At 58.2% G+C, this 18719-nt stretch carries 15 protein-coding genes; 11 read left to right on the top strand and 4 right to left on the bottom strand.

Features of this window, described 5'->3' with window-relative positions; translation table 11 throughout:
* Positions 1–353: 353 nt before the first annotated feature.
* The 3 genes from SANT_RS20645 to SANT_RS20635 all read right to left on the bottom strand — a co-directional run bounded on the left by SANT_RS20645 (position 354) and on the right by SANT_RS20635 (position 2937).
* Positions 354–911 (bottom strand): DUF2975 domain-containing protein, encoded by a 558-nt coding sequence (locus SANT_RS20645; RefSeq protein WP_025424118.1) that lies wholly within the window; start codon positions 909–911, stop codon positions 354–356.
* Between the two features lie 205 nt (positions 912–1116).
* On the bottom strand, positions 1117–1761 hold the full coding sequence (locus tag SANT_RS20640) for an NUDIX hydrolase (RefSeq protein ID WP_237234635.1): 645 nt from the start codon (positions 1759–1761) through the stop codon (positions 1117–1119).
* Between the two features lie 30 nt (positions 1762–1791).
* Positions 1792–2937 carry an MFS transporter gene (locus SANT_RS20635; RefSeq protein ID WP_051440198.1) on the bottom strand — a complete coding sequence of 382 codons (1146 nt, stop codon included), beginning with the start codon at positions 2935–2937 and terminating at the stop codon, positions 1792–1794.
* 120 nt (positions 2938–3057) lie between these two features.
* On the opposite strand from SANT_RS20635, the gene SANT_RS20630 reads away from it, so the two are divergent.
* Positions 3058–4014, top strand: coding sequence for a LysR family transcriptional regulator (locus SANT_RS20630; RefSeq protein ID WP_025424115.1), 957 nt, complete (start codon positions 3058–3060; stop codon positions 4012–4014).
* Here the strand turns inward: SANT_RS20630 and SANT_RS20625 are convergent.
* Positions 4011–5183 carry a citrate/2-methylcitrate synthase gene (locus SANT_RS20625; protein ID WP_025424114.1) on the bottom strand — a complete coding sequence of 391 codons (1173 nt, stop codon included), beginning with the start codon at positions 5181–5183 and terminating at the stop codon, positions 4011–4013. The two genes, SANT_RS20630 and SANT_RS20625, sit on opposite strands and share 4 nt — an antisense overlap.
* 243 nt (positions 5184–5426) lie before the next feature.
* On the opposite strand from SANT_RS20625, the gene SANT_RS20620 reads away from it, so the two are divergent.
* The 10 genes from SANT_RS20620 (at position 5427) to SANT_RS20575 (ending at position 18478) form a co-directional block, all read left to right on the top strand.
* Positions 5427–6575 (top strand): M20/M25/M40 family metallo-hydrolase, encoded by a 1149-nt coding sequence (locus SANT_RS20620; protein WP_025424113.1) that lies wholly within the window; start codon positions 5427–5429, stop codon positions 6573–6575.
* Positions 6576–6602: 27 nt separating this feature from the next.
* Complete coding sequence (locus SANT_RS20615; RefSeq protein ID WP_025424112.1) at positions 6603–8243, top strand: ABC transporter substrate-binding protein; 1641 nt, start codon at positions 6603–6605, stop codon at positions 8241–8243.
* 27 nt (positions 8244–8270) lie between these two features.
* Positions 8271–9215: an ABC transporter permease gene (locus tag SANT_RS20610; RefSeq protein ID WP_025424111.1), complete on the top strand. Its 945-nt coding sequence runs from the start codon at positions 8271–8273 to the stop codon at positions 9213–9215.
* Positions 9216–9223: 8 nt separating this feature from the next.
* Entirely contained in the window at positions 9224–10108 is an 885-nt protein-coding gene (locus SANT_RS20605) for an ABC transporter permease (RefSeq protein WP_025424110.1), read from the top strand.
* Between the two features lie 13 nt (positions 10109–10121).
* Positions 10122–11480 (top strand): MmgE/PrpD family protein, encoded by a 1359-nt coding sequence (locus SANT_RS20600; RefSeq protein ID WP_025424109.1) that lies wholly within the window; start codon positions 10122–10124, stop codon positions 11478–11480.
* A 45-nt stretch (positions 11481–11525) separates the two neighbouring features.
* The gene (locus SANT_RS20595; RefSeq protein WP_025424108.1) at positions 11526–13382 is read left to right on the top strand and encodes a hydantoinase B/oxoprolinase family protein; all 1857 of its coding nucleotides are present in this window, start codon (positions 11526–11528) and stop codon (positions 13380–13382) included.
* A 17-nt stretch (positions 13383–13399) separates the two neighbouring features.
* Positions 13400–15454: a hydantoinase/oxoprolinase family protein gene (locus SANT_RS20590; RefSeq protein ID WP_025424107.1), complete on the top strand. Its 2055-nt coding sequence runs from the start codon at positions 13400–13402 to the stop codon at positions 15452–15454.
* A gap of 3 nt (positions 15455–15457) precedes the next feature.
* Positions 15458–16561 carry an ABC transporter ATP-binding protein gene (locus tag SANT_RS23945; RefSeq protein WP_025424106.1) on the top strand — a complete coding sequence of 368 codons (1104 nt, stop codon included), beginning with the start codon at positions 15458–15460 and terminating at the stop codon, positions 16559–16561.
* A complete protein-coding gene (locus SANT_RS20580) occupies positions 16558–17580 on the top strand; it encodes an ABC transporter ATP-binding protein (protein ID WP_025424105.1) in 1023 nt (340 codons plus the stop codon). Before SANT_RS23945 ends, SANT_RS20580 begins: the two co-directional genes overlap by 4 nt.
* A 397-nt stretch (positions 17581–17977) precedes the next feature.
* Positions 17978–18478 carry a hypothetical protein gene (locus SANT_RS20575; RefSeq protein ID WP_148296335.1) on the top strand — a complete coding sequence of 167 codons (501 nt, stop codon included), beginning with the start codon at positions 17978–17980 and terminating at the stop codon, positions 18476–18478.
* Positions 18479–18719: the final 241 nt, after the last annotated feature.

Below are 18719 nucleotides of genomic sequence, written 5' to 3'. Positions count from 1 at the left end.
ACGCATTTTGGCAGAGGGTTAACCGGGGCATGAGGGAATAAGACCCGATACCGGCGGGGAGATAATGACTATAATGTTTAATCGCTAGGGTGGGGAAAGGGTAACTTACCCGCGAGCTAAAACACAAGGGCGCTGTACGTTAATGAAATAGCGTAAACAATGACAGCGTTTATTAACCTAACCCCACGTCCGTTGGTTGGACGCTTTAGCCAGAGCAGCGGTGTTCACAGCCACCCTCGCGCGCCAATTATCACCCTGTGGTCTGCCAATAATAAGGTTAACGGTTTCTGTTACAACGTATCACGGTTTTATTTTTCTGGTGGCGCAATAGGTTAATGGCTTATCCCAGCGCCTTAATCGACGTTACGCCGTTCGTTATTATGGCGGCAGGCGTGCCGCAGAATCTGGGCGATAACCGTTAGCGCGAACGAGAGCAGCAGCGCCACGCTATGCCCGACAGAAAAACTGTGTGAGATGATGCGCTTGGCTTTAGGCAACGTGATAAGAAAAGTCACCGCGGGTTCGCACACTATGTCCGCTATCGCCCAAAGGAAAAAGCCGACGGCGGCGAGATTAAGTTGTCGCGCGGCGCGCAGGGAAAAATGATGCCCTAGGCGGTAAAGAGTAAATAATTGATGAAGGGCGCACAGACCAAAGGCGAGCGACAGTAATGGCAGGGTAGTGGCTATCATGCCTAGCGTCATTTGTCCGATATTGGTCAGTATTATTTCCGGGTTAGTAATAACTCTCTGCGTCACAAATAGACCCAGCCCATAGGTATTAAGCATAATATCCGGTATATACCAGCTTAAGATGTTAATGATAATCATTAGTAGCGTTATCAGCAGGGAAACTTTTGACATAATACAGCCGTAATAGATGATGGATTGATGTTTTTCATCATTATTCATGGTGGTTATACGCTGTGGAGAAGAGATAAATTATCTTAGCGTTTTCTTGATTAATTGTTGATGTGCATAATCACTGAGGGGCGTTTCTTGTTATTTTTATCGCGACGGAAATTGTCGTTTTATTGCGCGCGGATGGTTTTTTCAATGCGCAGGAAATGGCGACAATACCACATGACCCACGCTCACCGCGTCGGTCATGCCCTCCTCAATCAAACCAGGTGTCCGCCGCGTTTTTAATGATGTCCAAGCTGGTGAGAATCTCTTCTGGGACGATGCGCGTGAGCGACAGCGGCGGTAAGTGGTTAGGATCAAAGAAACCGATATCAAGCGATTCCTGGCTCAAGCGCATAGCGCCGCCGGTTTCGCGGCAATGAAAAATCAGTTTATAAACGTGCCAGGGATAGGGGGGATGGCCATGCAGGTTGCGGTCCCATAGCCCGAGCAGGCGGGTAGCCTCAACCTGCAACCCGGTCTCCTCCATCACCTCACGGCAAACCGCCGTGGACGGGCGGTCGCCCACGTCGGCCCAGCCGCCGGGCAGGCTCCAGGCCGAATCGTCCGCTTCCTTAACCAGCAGGATTTTGCCGGCGCGCAGAATCAGCGCGCGGGTATCGACCTTCGGCGTGGCATACCCCTCCTGCTGTGTAAACGCGCCGATAAACGTCTGCGCTTCGCTGGAGGAAAATTGCGCAAACAGCGCGCCGGCGATATCGCGTAGCTGTTCATAACGTTCTTTATCGTAACCGTCAGCGGTATAGGTCAGGCCGGTCTGCGCAATCGCCTGGATTTTCTGGGCAAGGGCCGTTAAGGCCATCATGGCAGAAGAGGATGGGTCCTGTGGTGTAGTCATTTTTCCTCCGAACATATCTATTGAGCTGCATTAGCCGCGGGCGTAAACGGCGCGCCTGGCGCGCGCCGTCCACGCCCATACCATCAGACCGGCCAGGGCGATGCCGATGCCCGCGTACAGCAGACTGGCGCTACCCAGACGTTCGAGCATCAACCCTCCGGCCATCGCCCCGCCGCCGATACCGATATTGAATGCCATGACGTACAGCGCGGAGGCAAATTCGGCATTGTCGGGCGCAAGCGCAATCACCCAGCTTTGCAGACCGATAATCAACAGGGCAATCGCGCTTCCCCAGACGGCCATCACAAGCCAGGCATATCCCGTCCACGGCGGGGCCGTCAACATGAGAAATAAGCTGACGGCCACGCCGGTCCCGGCCAGCGCGGTCATCGCCGATGGGCGCAGGGAAAGGGTACCGGCAAGGAGTGTGCCGAGGGCGCCCGCCAGACCGAAGAGTAATAAATGGAACGGAATTGCCGTCTCATTGACCTTGAGCGGCGATTGCAGCAGCGCGGTGATATAGGTGTAACAGGTGAAATGGGCGGTAATCATCAGCAGCGTAACGCCTACCGCGCCGTACAGCGTCATGGGGCGTGACGATACGCCGCGTCGGCTCCCTGGCTCACCCTCTTGCCGCGACGGCAGCCAGAAACAGGCGGCGGCAAAAATAAGCAGTCCCAGCAGCCCAAACAGCGCGAACCCCGGCTGCCAGCCGAACGCCTGACCGATTGCCGAGGAAAGCGGCACGCCGCCGACGATGGCAAGGGAGATGCCGGCAAACACGATTGCCGTCACGCGGCTTGCGGGCATCGCCGGCGCGATTTTGATAGCGTAAGAGGCGATACTTGACCAGAACACGCCGTGTCCCAGCGCCGCAACGATACGTAAAATCATGAGCAGCCAATAGTGGTGGGTCACCAGAGCGAGGCCATTGCACAGCGTGATAATGGCCAACAGCCACAAAAACAGCACGCGTCTGTCGACTCTGCGTGTCAACAACGTCATCGGCAGAACCGTAATCGTAATAATCCAGGCATAGCCGGTCACCAGAAAACCGACCTGTCCCGGTGTCACCTGTAGATCCTTAGCTATCAGGGGGAGGAGGCCAATCGGCAGATATTCCGTCGTCTGGGAAACAAATGCCCCCAACATTAATATCAACAGCGCCTTCAACATGCGACGTTCACTTCTCTCTTTGCAAGCGTAGGGGCATTAACAGTATCCTGAAGCGGATTGCTGAAAAACAGGCTTCTATTCACGACTTTCGTGAAAATTAATCACTAGCGCGGAGACGGTATGGCGCAGTTGGATAATCTCGACATTTTTGTTCAGGTCGTCAAATCAGGCAGTTTTGTGGCGGCCGCCCGAGCCACCGGCCTCTCTCCCTCGGCGGTGAGCAAAGCCATGACTCGCCTGGAACAGCACCTTGCCACCCGGCTGATGAACCGCAACACCCGCAGCATGGCGCTGACGACGGAGGGTATGCGCTTTTATGAGCGCTGCGTCGGGATCCTCAACGCCGTCGAGGAGGCCAGAAACGAGCTGCTGCAGGCTAACCATGCCCCTTCCGGCACGCTACGGCTAAGTTTGGCCCAGGAAAGTCAGGCGTTTCCGTGGATGACGGCGTTCGCCGCCAAATACCCTGATATCGTGCTTGATCTCGATTTCTGCGACCGCCTGGTCGACGTGATCGAAGAAGGCTATGACGTCGCGTTACGCAGCGGCCACGTCGCCGATTCGCGCCTGATGGCGCGCAAAATCACCACCTTCAGCTCCAGCGTGGTGGCGTCACCGGCCTATCTCAAGCGCTCGGGAGCCCCCGAGACGCCAGCGGATTTGGCAGGCCATGCCTGTTTACATTACCGTTTTCCCCACAGCGGTAAGCTGGAACTGTGGCAACTGAAGACTTTTTCTCCCGCCCAGTTTGCCGCGCTACCGTTGACGATGGTGTGCAACAACATGCATGCGCGGCGGGATTTTGCCAGAAAAGGGCTGGGACTCGCCTGGCTTCCCGATTATTACGTACAAGAGGATCTCCGGCGCGGGTCGCTGGTTGGCCTGCTGGAGGATTTTTCCGAACGCTGCGAGCCCTTATGGGCGCTTTGGCCCGCGGGGCCGTTTATGCCGCTCAAAAGCCGCGTGTTTATCGATTTTCTGTGTGAATCGCTGGGGGACGGGGCGGCCGTCGGGTGCGAGGGTGCGGCGCCAATGAAGGGATCGTCAGCGTCTCCCGAAGGGCGGCGGGAATACTAACGCCCCGCGCTGGCGCGTGGACGGATTCGGATACCGCTCATTTTTTGCTCCATGGCATGGGATATCCAACCGACGGACCGGCCGGTAATGAACATCGCCTCGGCCGCCCCCACCGGCAGGCGATACACCTGCTCGACGATGACCAGCGCCAGTTCGATGTTGGGTTTTAAGCCCGTGATTTGGCCGATGGCCTCGATTGTCCGGGCGACGGGAGCCGGAACGCTGAGATGAGAAAGAATCTCCCGGGCGCGCGGATCGCCATCCGGGTAAAGGCGGTGGAAAAACCCCGCTACCGGCACGCCGGTCCGGGTCAGGGAAGCGATGAGCGGGGTGGGATCCTGTTGCGCCATAACCTGGCGCAACAGTTCTCTGGCCTCCAGCACCACGCCAGAATGTTCATAACCGCAATAGGCCGTCAGGCCGGTAAGCAGGCAGGTTGCCAGATCGACATCGGTGGACGCCGCGACGCGTACCGAAAATGAGGACGTATTCAATTCATGCTCCGCGCAGCACACCAGCACGCGTCGAATGATATCCGCGGCGGCGGGCGCGTGCCAGCAGGCGGCGAGCGCCTCATGCAAAGGGCGTTCGACATCGGGGGTCCCGGTAACGACGGCGGCAGCCATCGCCTGCACCAGCTGCGCCGCCAACGCAGAGCTATCGTCGGCGTCTTTCAGAACGCGGCGCACAAACGACATGAGCGTAATGGCCCGATCGATGACCGGATCATCCCTAAGCCGCTCTGCCGCCTCAGACCAGCCGGGAATAGCCGCACGGGAAAAACGGGCGGCGGCAAACGGGTTTACCGGCGCGTTCCATAGCAGCATCGCCACGTCTTCCAGCGTACTTGTATCGGCCAGTTCAAGAATGTTTCGTCCGCGGTAGGTCAGCATGCCATTTTGAATCTGGCTGATGCGGGTTTCCAGTACCGGCAATCCCCAGCTCAGGGCGGTAGCGGCGGCGGCGGAGGGCTTGCGCGCCAAGGTTTTCTGCCAAATAAGCCGTTCAATATCCGCCGTGGAGTACAGTCTGGTGCGGGTATTGCCGGGCTGGGCCTCTGAATGGATAAGGCCACGGCTTACGTAGGAATATAACGTCGCAAAACTCACTCTTAATCGGCGGGTGGCTTCACCGGCGTCGATCATTCCATGGTTATCGCTGTCGTCCATCGTCCTGCCCTAGATGCATAAATATGTCATATGTTGAATTATTGATTCAAGATTGACCGAGTTTCAAGCAACAAATATCGTTATCTCGCTAACATAAGAGAAGTCATATTCTCCCAATACCTCTACATCCGGGCCACATACCGCAGCGGGTTTTGGCGTGGATTCACGGCGTGAATCCCCACCTGAACCTATTTCCTTTGGCCGGTCCGCCCTTGCGGAGCGCAAAACAGGAGCTTATTTCTTATGGAACCTGATCTCACCGCGATAATGCGGCTTGTTGAACGCAATGCCGAACGACTGCTGGAGGAAGCGGTCGCCATTGCGACCATTCCGGCCCCTTCCTTTAACGAAGCCAAACGCGGTGCGCATATCGCGCGGCGCTTTTCCGAGGTGGGGTTGGCCGATGTGGCCAGCGACGAGATCGGCAATGTAACGGGACGCCGCGCCGGTCGTGGGCCGCGCGTTATGGTCGTTTCCCATATGGATACCGTCTTTCCTCTCGAAACCCCCCTGCAACCGCGTGTCGAGGGCGATCGCCTCTATTGTCCCGGTATTCGGGATAACTCCGCCGCGGTGGCGAATCTGATAAGCCTTGCCCGCCTGTTGCAGGAGAGCAACCTGTCCCTGCCCTGCGATCTGATCCTGGCGAGCAGCGTGTGTGAAGAGGGCTTGGGCGATCTGCGCGGCATCCGCCGGTTGATGGCCACCTGGGGTGATAAGGTTGACGCCGTGGTGGCCTATGACGGCGATTTGGGCACGGTGGTTTATGGCGGCGCCGGCAGTAAAAGATACAAGATCACTTACCGGGCCGAAGGCGGCCATAGTTTCTCCGCTTTTGGCAACCCGAGCGCGGTGCATGGCCTGGCCGCCGCCTGTGCCCGTTTTTGCCAAATCCCGGTACCGCGCGATCCCAAAACCACGCTGAATGTCGGTAAGTTCAACGGCGGTGTGTCGGTCAATGTCATTGCGCAAGAGGCGGTGGCGGTGATCGATATGCGTTCCGTCTCCCAGCTAGAACTGGAAAAGGTCGCCAGCGCGGCACGCGATATTTTCCAGACGACGGCGCAGGAATTCGGCTGTCAACACGACATTGAGCAAGTGGGCGACCGGCCCGGAGGGGGAATCGATGCAGCGCACCCGCTGATTCGCACCGCCTGTGATGTCTTGACGGCGATGGGCATCACCCCCAACAAAACCTACTCCAGCACCGACGCGAATATCCCCTTTTCCCTCGATATCCCCGCCCTATCCATCGGCTCCAGCCTGGGAAAAGGCGTTCACTCGGTGGGTGAAAGTCTGCACATACCATCTATGGTTCCCGGCCTGCAACAGCTTATCCAATTTTTGTCCCGGCTCGATAGCACCGTCGTTCCGTCCCGTAGCCGGACCTGATTGAGCAACATCAAAGAGAGGGTTCAGATGTCCACGACTACACCGCATGATGTTCTGTGCTTATCCCGCCGGTCATTGCTGGCAACGCTTGCGCGTACGGTTGCGCTCGCGGCGCTGCCCGTCGGCGTTACCCACCTGGCCTTTGCTCAGGACGCCGCGGCACCCGCCGCTGCGGGCGGCGTCTTCACGCTGCCGGTCATCAGTAACCCGGCGCTTTGGCCGTTGATTGGCGGCGTGCAGAACGTCATGGTGAACCGCGTACTGTTCAACAACTTGACCACTTACGGCGATCCGGGGCAAAAAGTGGTGGGGGATCTCGCCGAAAGCTGGACGGTGGCCGAAGATGGACTGAGCTGGACGTTTAATCTGCGTAAAAATGTGAAGTGGCATGACGGTACGGCCTTCACGGCGGACGATGTCATTTTTACCATTAATAAGGTCTGGCTGAATCCTGAAATCAGTTTCCCGCAGCGCTCTAATTTCACCATGTTGGTCCGGGCGGAAAAATTGGATGACTATAGCGTCAAATTGATCACCACCGATCCCAGCCCCGTCCTGCCGGTCCTGCTGGGTTACCTGGCGCCGATACTGCCCGTACACAGCCTGGGCGATTGGACGCCCGAGCAATTCACGCAGCCCGCGGCGTTTGCCAAACGCCCCATCGGCACCGGGCCGTTTCGATTCGCCGAATTTGTTCCCGGCTCCTATGTCCGCCTGGCGCGGTTTGATGACTTCTTTGGCGGCAAGCCGCAGTTGGACGCGGTGACATTTAAGGTCATGCCCGATCTGGAGCAGCAATTCGCCCAGCTGCAAAGCGGGCAGCTCGATTGGATGTTGATCGAGCCTTACCAGATGGATGCCCTCAAAGGCAATCCCAAGCTGCGGGTCAATGAAGTGCTGTCGAATACCTACTTCTTTGTGAGCCTGAATAACCAGGTTTTCCCGTTCAATGATAAGCAGGTGCGGCAGGCGTTGGCCTATGCCACCGATCGCCGATCGATTATCGACAGCAGCCTGTACGGTATGGCGGAGCCGGCGGCCTCCCCCATTACACCGGTGCTCGCCAAGTACCATAACGGCAGCGTTAAACGTTATGACTTCGATTTAGCGCGGGCCGCGCAGATTTTGGATGATGCCGGTTGGAAAGTCGGCGCCCGCGGCATCAGAAGCAAAGACGGTAAGCCGCTTAAATTTGTGCTGGAGGTGGACGCGGGCAACATGACCCGCCAGCAGATCGCGCTGATCCTGCAGGATACCTGGAAGAAACTGGGTGTCGACGTCACTCTGAAAGCCGGTGATTTCGGCGCGCTGGTTCAGCGGTTACGGGCGAAACCTTCCGATGTTCAGGCGGCGATTACCTGGTATATCACCGCGCCCGATCCGGACATCATCACCTACTACGGTACCGACAGGTCGTTGAATATCGCTAAGTATTCCAATCCACAAACCGACGCGCTGCTGGAAAAAGGTCGCCTGACGGTGGACGAGGGCGAGCGTATCCACATTTATCAGCGGGTACAGGAAATTATCGCCGACGATGCGCCGGTGATTTTCCTCTATTACGCCCACGACATTGAATGTCTCTCCTCCGCCATTCACGGCTGGTCGCCCACGCTGGGCTACCGCTACAGCCTGGGTGAACTCGCCGACGTTCGGCGGGACCGATAATAGTATTGACTCAACAAGGTGGCGCTGATGGTGCGGTATTTTGTACGCCGATTGTTAAGCGCGGCGGTGCTTCTCCTGGTGGTGTCTTTTGTGGCTTTCATGCTGATCACGATGGCGCCCGGGGGGCCCTCGATTCTTATCGATCCCAGCATGTCGCCGGAAGACGCGGCATTGATGAAGAGGCTGATGGGGCTGGACCAGCCGTTTATTGTCCAGTATGGACACTGGCTGAACGGCATTTTGCGGGGGGATTTCGGCACCTCGCTCAGCGTCCGGCTACCCGTTGCGGGCATTATCGCCCAACAATTGCCCAATACCCTGTTGCTGGCGGCCTGTTCGCTGGTGGCCGCCGTGCTGCTGTCGGTTCCTCTTGGCGTGATGTCGGCCAGACGGCGCAACAGTCCGTTTGATCATGCCACGGCGATGTTCAGTTTCTTCGGTTTATCGGTACCCCCGTTCTGGTTTGGGCTGATTTTGGTGATTGTTTTTGCCATCAAACTGCCGTGGCTGCCGGCGGGGGGCATGGTAAGCGAAGGCGGGGGCGGATTTTTGGACGTGGCCCGTCATCTGGTGCTGCCCACGCTGGTGCTGGCCGTGGCCAATATGGCGGAGCTGGTGCGCTATACCCGTTCGGCCATGATCACGGTATTAAAAGAAGATTTCATCCGCACCGCCCGTGCCAAAGGCGTAAACGAACGCGTCACGATTTACAAACACGCGTTGGCCAACGCTTTGATACCGGTCGTCACGGTGATTGGGTTATTGATTCCTCGGCTGTTTGGCGGCGCGGCAATCACCGAAACCGTTTTCGGCTGGCCTGGCATGGGGCAGCTTGCCGTGCGCGCCGCTTTTGAGCGGGATTATCCGGTCATTATGGCGGTGACGCTGGTGACCTCCGCCATTGTCATCATCGCCAGTTTTATCGTGGATGTGTTGTATGCGTGGATCGATCCGCGCATCTCATTAGAGTGAGGATCGCTATGACGCTGCAACAGATACAGCCGTTAGCCGACGCCGCAGCGCCGGCGAGCCGTTCACCAGGCCGGCGGGCATTGCGCCGTTTTGGGCGCAATAAAGGCGCGGTAATGGCCTTGCTTCTGCTTGTCATACTCAGCCTGGGCGCTGCGCTGGCGCCGGTTATCGCGCCTTTTCCGCCAAACCAGATGTCGCTGCGCGACCGCATGCAGCCGCCGGGGTTAACCCATTTGCTGGGGACAGATGAGAACGGGCGCGATGTTTTTTCCCGCTTGATCTACGGCGCGCAAATTTCTCTGTCGGTTGGGGTGTCGGCAGTCATCTTCTCGGTGGCCATCGGCACGTTGATAGGCGGTATCGCGGGCTTCGCCGGTGGCCGGGTCGATAGCGTTTTGATGCGGCTCACCGACGGCATGCTATCCGTGCCCATCTTCTTTTTTATGCTGACCGTGCTGGCGCTGTTTGGCTCGACGCTCGCCAATATTGTGATCGTCATCGGCGTCACCAGTTGGATGAGCATCGCCCGCATCGTGCGGGGCGAGGTGCTGCGCAATCGGGAGCTGGTGTATGTCGAAGCCGCACGGGCGCTGGGTGCGACCCCGCTCAGGCTGTTTTTCAAACATATCCTGCCGCAGTCTTGGCCGGCCATCATTGTCTCCGCCACGCTCGGCATCGGCTGGGCGATCCTCATCGAGTCTTCCTTATCTTTTCTCGGCCTTGGCGTGCAGCCGCCGGACCCGAGCTGGGGAAATATGCTGTCCAATGCGCGCGGTTACATGTGGAACGCGCCCCTGCTGGCCTTTATTCCCGGCATGGTTATTTTCGTCACGGTGCTGCTGTTCAACTGGCTGGGCGACGGTCTGCGCGACGCCTTGGATACCGCCTTATAACGAGAAGATGCCGATGAATATTCTGCAATATCTCGCCGGCTGGAGCCGGAAGAGCAAAAACGTGAGCCCGGCGGCCAGGCAGGGGGCGGCCGAGGCGATCCGCGATACGCTGGCCTGCATGATAGCCGGCGCCGGGGATCCCGTTGTGGCAATGGTCAGACAGGCCTATCGCACGAGCCTTAGCGCCGGCGTCAGTACCGCGATCGGCGGAGGAACCGGTTCACCCGGCGTGGCGGCGCTGATAAACGCGACGGCGGCGCACGCCCTTGATTACGATGACACGTTTCGTCCTTTGATGGGCCATGCTTCCGCGGTTCTGGTTCCCGCCTTGCTGGCCACGGCGCAGGCCGCGGACGCCGACGGCAGGCGGCTGCTGGAAAGCTATCTGGTCGGGCTACAGGCGCAGGCCGTCATCGGCGCGGCGGTGAATCCAGGCCACTATGCCGCCGGCTGGCACGCGACGTCGACGGTGGGCGCCATCGGCGCCGCGGCCGGCACCGCCTGGTTGCTGGGGCTGAATGAAGAGGGCATTTTGCAGGCCATGTGTCTCGCCGTCAGTATGGCCGCCGGCGTCAAGGGGCAATTTGGCACCGCGGCCAAACCTCTGCATGCCGGCCTTGCGGCGCGCAATGCGGTTGAGGCCGCCGCGCTCGCCGCCGCCGGCATGGGCGGCAATCCCGACATCATGGATCATCCGTTTGGTTTTGCCGCCCTGTACGGTGCCGCCGGCCGGCCCTGGGCCGCGGCGACAACCGCGGGCGATGAGCGGCATGTCATCGAAACCCTGGGACTGACGCCGAAGCGGCATCCCTGCTGCGCTTCCACCCATAATGCGATTGATATGCTGCTGGATCTCAAAGCCGCCCACGGCTTTGCGGCGGAAGACGTTGTGTTGCTGGACTGTCTGGTGGGCTCAATTAATCAGAACAACCTGCCCTACGCCGAGCCGATCGACGCAATGCAGGCGCGCTTTTCGATGCCCTACTGCCTCGCCGTCGCCCTGACCAATAACCGGCTGCGCCTGGCGGATTTTGATCGCGAGAGGATTTTTGATCCGGCCCTCCGCCGTCTCCTGCCGTTAACCAAGATGCATGCGGCGAGCCCCGCCGAAGAGGATAGCTCTGGCTATGTGACGCACCGGCTCAGCGTACATCTGCGGGACGGCAGGACGCTCCATGCCGCGCGGGCAATGGCCAAAGGCGGTCTTGCCGATCCGTTTAGCGCCGGCGACCGCCGGGAGAAATTTTTTGATTGTTGCAACGGACGCCTGGATCAGCAGAGGGCCGATGAGCTGTATGCGCAGCTACAACGCCTTGATAGCCAGAGCCATCTGAACTTTATCGCGGCTGCCCTCGGGCGGCTCGGCAATTAACTACGCCTGCGCGACGCCGCGCAATTTATCGGAAAGGATTTATTCATGCAAAATTTCGTTGAGGCAAGCGGTGTCCGGCCGGCACCGAGCGTAACGCCGGTCATGCTGGAAATTGTCAAAGGCGCGTTGAGTTCGGCCCAGGCTGAAATGGAACGTCTGTTACAGCGCACCGCCATGTCGCCGGTCATCCGTGAAAAACAGGACTATTTTTGTGGGCTGTTCGACAGGCAAGGCCGTCTGCTGATGGGAACCAAGCTGCCGCTGCTGGGCAACATTCTCGATCCGGTGCTGGAATTCTTTCCCATGTCGGAGATGAAACCGGGCGACGTCTATTGGTACGACGATCCCTACCTTTCCCGGGGAGGAGTGTCCCATACGCCGGATCAGGTTTTTATCAGCCCCATCTTTGTTGCGGAACAATTGGTCGGCTTTACCCATTCATGGGCGCATTTCCTGGACATTGGCGGCACCCATTCCGGGTCAACCACGCCGGATGCGACCGAAATCTTCCATGAAGGTATTCTCATTCCGCCGGTCAGACTGTATCGCGAAGGGGTGCTGAACGAAGACCTGTTTCGCACCTTTGTGCGCAATTCACGTTTCCCCGACATGATCAAAGGCGACGTGCGCGCCATGATGGCGGCGGTGGAGCTGGGCCGTTTGCGCATGGTCGAGTTGTTCGAGCGGTTCGGCGTGGAGACCGCTCATCAGGCTTTCGACCAACTTATTCAACAGACCCGGGAATTCGCCCGCGCCCGGCTCGATGCCATTTTTACCCCCGGCAGCTATAAGTTTGCCGAGCTTATTGACCAGGACGGCCACGGCACCACGTCTATCGCCATCCGTATGACGCTCACCGCCGCCGAGGGAAAGCTTGTCCTCGATGCCACCGATACCGACGATCAAACCCTCGGTCCGATTAATTTTCTCATGCATCCGTCGGTGGTACAGATGGTCTTTGGCATCTATGCCCTGGCGGGACATCCGGAATTTATGTTCAACGAGGGGCTGCTGGGTATCATTGATGAGGTAAAACTGCGCGAGGGCAGCGTCATTAAGCCCCGTTTCCCCGCCTCTCTCGGTCAGCGCTCCGTCACCGTTTCGCGCGTGACCAGCGCCTGCCTGGGCCTTATCGCCGTTGCCCGTCCTGATTTGGCGCTGGCGTCCAGCTCCGCCTATAGCGCCAATAAATTGCGCGGCGTGTTTATGGGCAGCGGCAAAGTCTTCCTGAAAACCCTGGCGATCGCCGCCGGCCAAGGCGCGCGTCCCGCGTCAGACGGGCCGGACGCGGTGTATTTCCTCAACCAGCAAAATTACCCCCTCGAGTTCGCCGAACAGAATTACCCTCTGCTTATGCGGCGTTACGCCATCAATCAGGATTCCGGCGGACCGGGACGCTGGCGCGGGGGCTGCGGCGTAATCCGCGAATTTCAAATGATCTCGAAAACCGCCTCCATTTCCATTCGCATGAGCAATGTGGACTATCCCGCCTATGGCGTTAACGCCGGCATGAGCGGCCGCTCCGGCCGGTTCGTGCTTAATCCCGGCACGCCCGGCGAGAAAATCCTGCCCAGCCTGCAAGATGGGGTGACGCTTGAGACGGGGGATATATTGCAAATCGCCATGCCGGGCGGCGGCGGTTATGGCCACCCTTTCGATCGCGAACCGGAACGGGTCTTACGCGATGTGCTGGCGGGTTTTGTCAGCAGCGAAAGCGCACTGGAGGACTATGGCGTCGTCCTGGATGTCGAGTCGGAGGCCGTTGATTTGGCCGCGACCCGCGATCGCCGCGCGGCGCACCGCTGGCCAACCAAATTATTTCACCGTCGCCGTTACTTTGATGCCGAAGAGTGGTGGGACTCTGCCGACGCTCTTCGCTCCTCCCGTCCATCGCGCGTTTAACCCAAGGATCAGCTATCATGGAACACCTGCTTTCCGTTGCCGTCGACACTGGCGGTACCTTTACCGATATCACCTTGGTGGATCGCCGCACCGGCAAACTTTTCAAGGCGAAAACTCCGTCGACGCCTGAGGATCCCTCGCTGGGTTTCGTGACGGGCATGCGGCGAATACTCGCCGAAACCGGGATGCGGGCGCAAGACATCAGTCACGTGTTTCACGGCACAACCGTTGCCACCAATACCATTTTGGAAATGGACGGTGCCGAATGCGCTTTGTTGACAACCACCGGCTTCAGACACGTGCTGGAAATCGGCCGGCACGATATTCCGCGCAATGAGAACATCTACTCATGGGTAAAGCCGACGCGGCCGGTACCGGCGGAACGCATCTATGAAGTGGACGGCCGTATGGATTTTGCAGGGCATGAACTGGCGCCGCTCTGTGAAGAGCAGGTGCGCGCCGCCATTGCCCGCATCAGGCAACGCAACATCAAGGCCATCGCGGTGTGCTATCTGCATTCTTACGCCAATGCCCGCCATGAGCAGCGGACGCGCGATATTATCGCGCAAGCGTACCCGCAGGCGCTGGTCTCCCTGTCATCTGAAGTCTTGCCCACCTTTCGGGAATTCGAGCGCAGCATGGCGACGCTGCTCAACTGTTACGTGATGCCAAAAGTTTCGCGTTATGTCACCCGCCTGGAACAGCGCATCGTCGACGAGGGGGTTAACGGCCGTTTGCTGCTGATGAAATCCAGCGGCGGCGTGACCGGCGTGGATACCATTCGCCGTCAGCCGGTCCAGACCGCACTCTCCGGTCCGGCGGCGGGCGTGGTCGGCGCCGGGCTGGTGGGTCGCCTGGCCGGGGAGAACAAGCTGATTTCCTTTGATGTCGGCGGCACCTCGGCGGATATCTGCCTTATCAACGGCGGAGATGCCAATGTCACCACCGAAGGCCACGTCGGTGACTGGCCGCTCAGCCTGCCGATGATCGATATCCATACCATTGGCGCCGGCGGCGGTTCGATTGCCCGCTTCGTCAACGGCGCGTTAATGGTAGGGCCGATGAGCGCGGGCGCCATGCCGGGGCCCGTTTGCTACGGCCGCGGCGGCACCGAGCCTACGGTGACGGACGCGCATCTGGTGCTCGGCCATTTGACGCCCCGCCTATTAAACGGTGAAATGACGCTGGATGTTGCGGCGGCGGCCAAAGCGATAGAAGACTGCATCGCCAAGCCGCTGGGGCTGACCGTGGAAGACGCCGCAAGCGGTATCATCGATATCGCCAACAATAATATGATGGGCGCCATACGCGAAGTTTCGGTGGTGCGCGGCTATGACCCGGCCGATTTCGCCCTGGTGCCGTTCGGCGGCGCTGGCCCGCTGCACAGCGGTTTCTTAACCCGCCTGTTAGGCATGAAGGCGGCGATCATCGCGCCGGAAGCCGGCGTGCTATCGAGTCTGGGGCTGCTCTCCTCCGATCTGAAAAACGATTTTTCCGTGACCTGTATCCTGCGGGCGCCGGATTATGATCTCGATCGCTTGGCGCGCGCGTTCAGCGAGCTGAACGCCGGCGCTGTCGCCTGGCTTGACGCGGAGCAGGTGCCGGCCGAAGGCCGAACGATTGAGTGGTATGTGGGTATGCGCTATATCCATCAGGGTTTTGAACTGACCATACCTTGGCAAGGCAACGACGTAACGCCGGCGGAACTTCAGCGGGCGATTGACGGTTTTCATGCGGCGCATCACCAACTGTATACGTTCTCGCAGCCCGAAATGCCGGTGGAAGTGGTGCTGGCCCGCGTTAAAGCGACCGGGCGGCTGGCGAAACCGCAATTACCCACCCTCGCGGCAGCGGGTGCGCCGGCCGCGGCGTCTGAGCGCGGCAGCCAGCGGGTTTATGCCGGCGGGGAATGGCAAGATTGTCCTATCTATGAACGGGTCCGGCTCGGCGCTGAAGCGCTTATCGCGGGGCCGGCCATTATCGAACAATTGGATGCGACCACCTATCTGCTACCGGGACAAATCGCCCGGGTGGACGCTTATGGCAATCTTATTGTGCGCGAGGATGGTTAAGCGATGGCCACGCCAAAACCCCTCATTGATGTTCACGACCTGCAAACGGTCTATGACACCGAAGACGGTGTGGTGCGGGCCGTTGATGGCGTCAGCTTCCAGGTTCAGGCGGGCGAGACGCTGGCTATTGTCGGTGAGTCCGGTTGCGGCAAAAGTCAAACCTGCCTTTCCATCATGCGTTTGATTGAGAAACCGGGCAGAATTGCCGGCGGGACAATGGTATTTCGCGGCCGTCATCTGCTCGCTTATTCGGAAAAAGAGATGACCGGCCTGCGCGGAAATCATATCTCTATGATCTTTCAAGAGCCGATGACGTCGCTGAATCCCATCTTCACCATAGGGTCACAGTTATCCGAAGCCATCCGCCTGCATCAGGGCCTGTCGCGCCGCGCCGCGGCACGGGAGGCCGTTGAGGCGCTGCGCCTGGTGGGCATTCCCTCGCCGGAACGGCGCGTGCGGGATTACCCGCACCAGCTTTCAGGCGGTATGCGGCAGCGGGTCATGATTGCGATGGCGCTGTTTACCCATCCCGACCTGCTTATCGCCGACGAACCGACCACCGCGCTGGATGTCACCATCCAGGCGCAGGTGCTTGAGTTGATGAAGCAACTGAAACAGACGCTCGGTATGTCGATTATCCTGGTGACCCACGATCTTGGCGTGGTGGCGGAGATGGCGGAGCGGGTCCTTGTGATGTACTGCGGCCGCGTGGTGGAAAGCGCGGATGTCTTTTCCCTCTTTGCCCAACCCGGCCATCCTTATACCGAAGGGTTGCTCAACGCCATGCCGCGCATGGATATTGAACAGGACACCTTGTTTGTTATTGAGGGCAATGTGCCGAATCCGCAGCAGATCCCGAGCGGCTGCCGTTTCCATCCGCGCTGTATTTACGTTCAGGATATCTGCCGGCAAAAGGAACCGCCGTTACGTGAAATGAAACCGGGACGGCACATTGCCTGCCATTTCGCTCAGGAACGTCTCGCAGGGATACCGATTTCGTTCCGGGCGCCCCCCGCTATCGTTCCTCCGCCGCTGCCGGTCTCCTGCGCGCAATCTGATGAGGCGGACGTGAAAACGCCGCCGTTGAAAAGAGGTCAAGCACGATGACATCATCTTCACCGCAGGCCGGCACCCCCCTTTTGCAGGTACATGACCTGAAAAAATATTTCCCCGCGCCAGGACAGCGAGGCACGATGCTCAAGGCCGTGGATGGCGTGAGCTTCACGCTGGCGAAAGGGGAAACCTTAGCGCTTATCGGCGAGTCGGGGTCTGGCAAAACCACGGTGGGCAAGACCCTCCTGCGTCTGCATGAGCCGACGGCGGGGCAGGCTATTTTCCAAAACGTCGATATCTTTGGGCTCAAACCCCGCCAACTGCGCCATTGCCGGCGCGATATGCAGATTATTTTTCAAGATCCCTTTGCCTCGCTTAACCCGCGAATGACGGTAGAGGAGCTCATTGCCGAACCGTTCGACATTCACGGACTGGCGGCGGGCCCGGACAGAACGCGGCGCATCGCGCGATTGCTCGAATTGGTAGGGTTGGCCACTTACCATGCCCGGCGCTACCCCCATGAGTTCTCCGGTGGTCAGCGCCAGCGTATCGGTATTGCGCGCGCGCTGGCGCTCGACCCCAAGCTGATTATTTGTGATGAACCGGTTTCCGCCCTGGATGTCTCCATACAATCGCAGATCCTCAACCTGCTGCGCCAATTACAACAAGAGCTGGAACTGAGTTATTTGTTTATCGCCCACGGTATGGCGGCGGTAAAGCACATCTCTCATCGGGTGGCCGTGATGTATCTGGGGAAAATTATGGAAATTTCGCCGACGCGCCAGCTCTACTCCGCGCCGTTACACCCCTACAGCGAAGCGCTGATATCGGCCATTCCGGTGCCGGACCCGACCGTGAAGCGTCACCGCATCATTCTCGCGGGGGATATCCCCTCGCCGCTGAATGTCCCAAGCGGGTGCCGGTTTCATACCCGCTGCCCTTATGCCCCCTCCGTGGGGGAGAAGTGCCGCACGGTTGAGCCGACGCTGAGCGATAGAGGCGATGGCCGCTGGGTCGCCTGCCATTTGCGCCAGAAACCGCGCGCCGGCGACATAAGCGTCAAGCCGACTTGAAACGGCAACGCTAAAAAGTCACCCCAGAGGGGAGCGTGCTTATTGCCCTCTCCTTGGTGCTTGCCATGGGGCAACCGCCCAAGGTCGGACGCGGTTGGGCCAGGATGGCGATCGATACCTTACCGCTATGCCACCTCATTACCTTGCCGCTTGCGTTTTTTTGCGCGCTAACGTTTAAGCGCTAGGGAGATTAATTAAGCCAAAAAAAGCATTTTTTCATCGAATCGATATTTAATCGAAAGCACTAGTCTTCAGCCTGATATATCAGCGCTAATGACTTTTATCTTAGGGCGAGCGCAGTCGTCAGCTAATGGCCTCTGTTCTTTTGCCGGATTAGCGGTCACAATCAAAAGCTTTTGATTTATTGATTATTATATTATTTTTATATGGAGAATTTATGAGAACAAATAGCACCGCACCCTGTGGTTCCTTATACGACGTCAACCGTGGTGATCATGACATGCCCATCGGGCGAATCGCTTCCCCTTTGTCACAGGTACGGAACGTAGAGCACGGACACAAAAGAAATAGCGCGGACAGGGTCAGCGATAATGGCCCGCAAATGAAAAGACCTCGCCTGCAAGCCGATGGCGAAATCTTTGCGAAGCTTACCCATCTACGGCAGGTTTATGGTGACGCAGATTACCATCGATTTACCCATTTGGATTTCCGTGATCAGGAGCCACAGCAGGTTCTCAGCCTGTTTGAAAAGGGTAATTATTATATGCAAAATGAACATGTAATGAAGTTAATGCCGGGAACGCGCGTTTTACCCGCATCCTTGACTACCATCAGCTTTCGGATGATCCAAGATGCTGCGTTTCCTTTTGTCGACCAATTGGTAAAAGATGATGATTTTGATGGCTTATTTAAATTAAATTTGTGCGTTGATATTTAGGCGCACCGTTATGGGGATGGGGTGTATTCATACTGCCGGGCTATTTTACCGCCTTATCAACCATCGCCATTGTTTACCCTTATTTTCGATTCATGCGACGCCGGTAAATGGCTGGGATCATGTTGGGTCTTGAATCTATGTCGATGACCGTGAATACTTCATTAATAATGGCTAAGTTGCGACGGCCGTGGTTCTCCCACTTTAAATGCATTTCCTCGCCTAGCAGGACGTCTAATTAATA

It is taken from the genome of Sodalis praecaptivus, assembly GCF_000517425.1.
GTDB lineage: Bacteria > Pseudomonadota > Gammaproteobacteria > Enterobacterales > Enterobacteriaceae > Sodalis_A > Sodalis_A praecaptivus.
The sequence above is the reverse complement of the archived record's forward strand: the minus strand, read 5'-3'. Positions and strand labels throughout refer to the sequence as shown.

Excerpts from the sequence above, each read along its gene's own strand:
- SANT_RS20635 (WP_051440198.1), bottom strand. The coding sequence starts at position 2,937 with ATGTTGAAGGCGCTGTTGATATTAATGTTGGGGGCATTTGTTTCCCAG.
- SANT_RS20625 (WP_025424114.1), bottom strand. The coding sequence starts at position 5,183 with ATGGACGACAGCGATAACCATGGAATGATCGACGCCGGTGAAGCCACC.
- SANT_RS20605 (WP_025424110.1), top strand. The coding sequence starts at position 9,224 with ATGACGCTGCAACAGATACAGCCGTTAGCCGACGCCGCAGCGCCGGCG.
- SANT_RS20590 (WP_025424107.1), top strand. The coding sequence starts at position 13,400 with ATGGAACACCTGCTTTCCGTTGCCGTCGACACTGGCGGTACCTTTACC.
- SANT_RS20615 (WP_025424112.1), top strand. The coding sequence starts at position 6,603 with ATGTCCACGACTACACCGCATGATGTTCTGTGCTTATCCCGCCGGTCA.
- SANT_RS20600 (WP_025424109.1), top strand. The coding sequence starts at position 10,122 with ATGAATATTCTGCAATATCTCGCCGGCTGGAGCCGGAAGAGCAAAAAC.
- SANT_RS20575 (WP_148296335.1), top strand. The coding sequence starts at position 17,978 with ATGAGAACAAATAGCACCGCACCCTGTGGTTCCTTATACGACGTCAAC.
- SANT_RS20610 (WP_025424111.1), top strand. The coding sequence starts at position 8,271 with ATGGTGCGGTATTTTGTACGCCGATTGTTAAGCGCGGCGGTGCTTCTC.
- SANT_RS20595 (WP_025424108.1), top strand. The coding sequence starts at position 11,526 with ATGCAAAATTTCGTTGAGGCAAGCGGTGTCCGGCCGGCACCGAGCGTA.
- SANT_RS20580 (WP_025424105.1), top strand. The coding sequence starts at position 16,558 with ATGACATCATCTTCACCGCAGGCCGGCACCCCCCTTTTGCAGGTACAT.
- SANT_RS20630 (WP_025424115.1), top strand. The coding sequence starts at position 3,058 with ATGGCGCAGTTGGATAATCTCGACATTTTTGTTCAGGTCGTCAAATCA.
- SANT_RS20640 (WP_237234635.1), bottom strand. The coding sequence starts at position 1,761 with ATGACTACACCACAGGACCCATCCTCTTCTGCCATGATGGCCTTAACG.
- SANT_RS20645 (WP_025424118.1), bottom strand. The coding sequence starts at position 911 with ATGAATAATGATGAAAAACATCAATCCATCATCTATTACGGCTGTATT.
- SANT_RS23945 (WP_025424106.1), top strand. The coding sequence starts at position 15,458 with ATGGCCACGCCAAAACCCCTCATTGATGTTCACGACCTGCAAACGGTC.
- SANT_RS20620 (WP_025424113.1), top strand. The coding sequence starts at position 5,427 with ATGGAACCTGATCTCACCGCGATAATGCGGCTTGTTGAACGCAATGCC.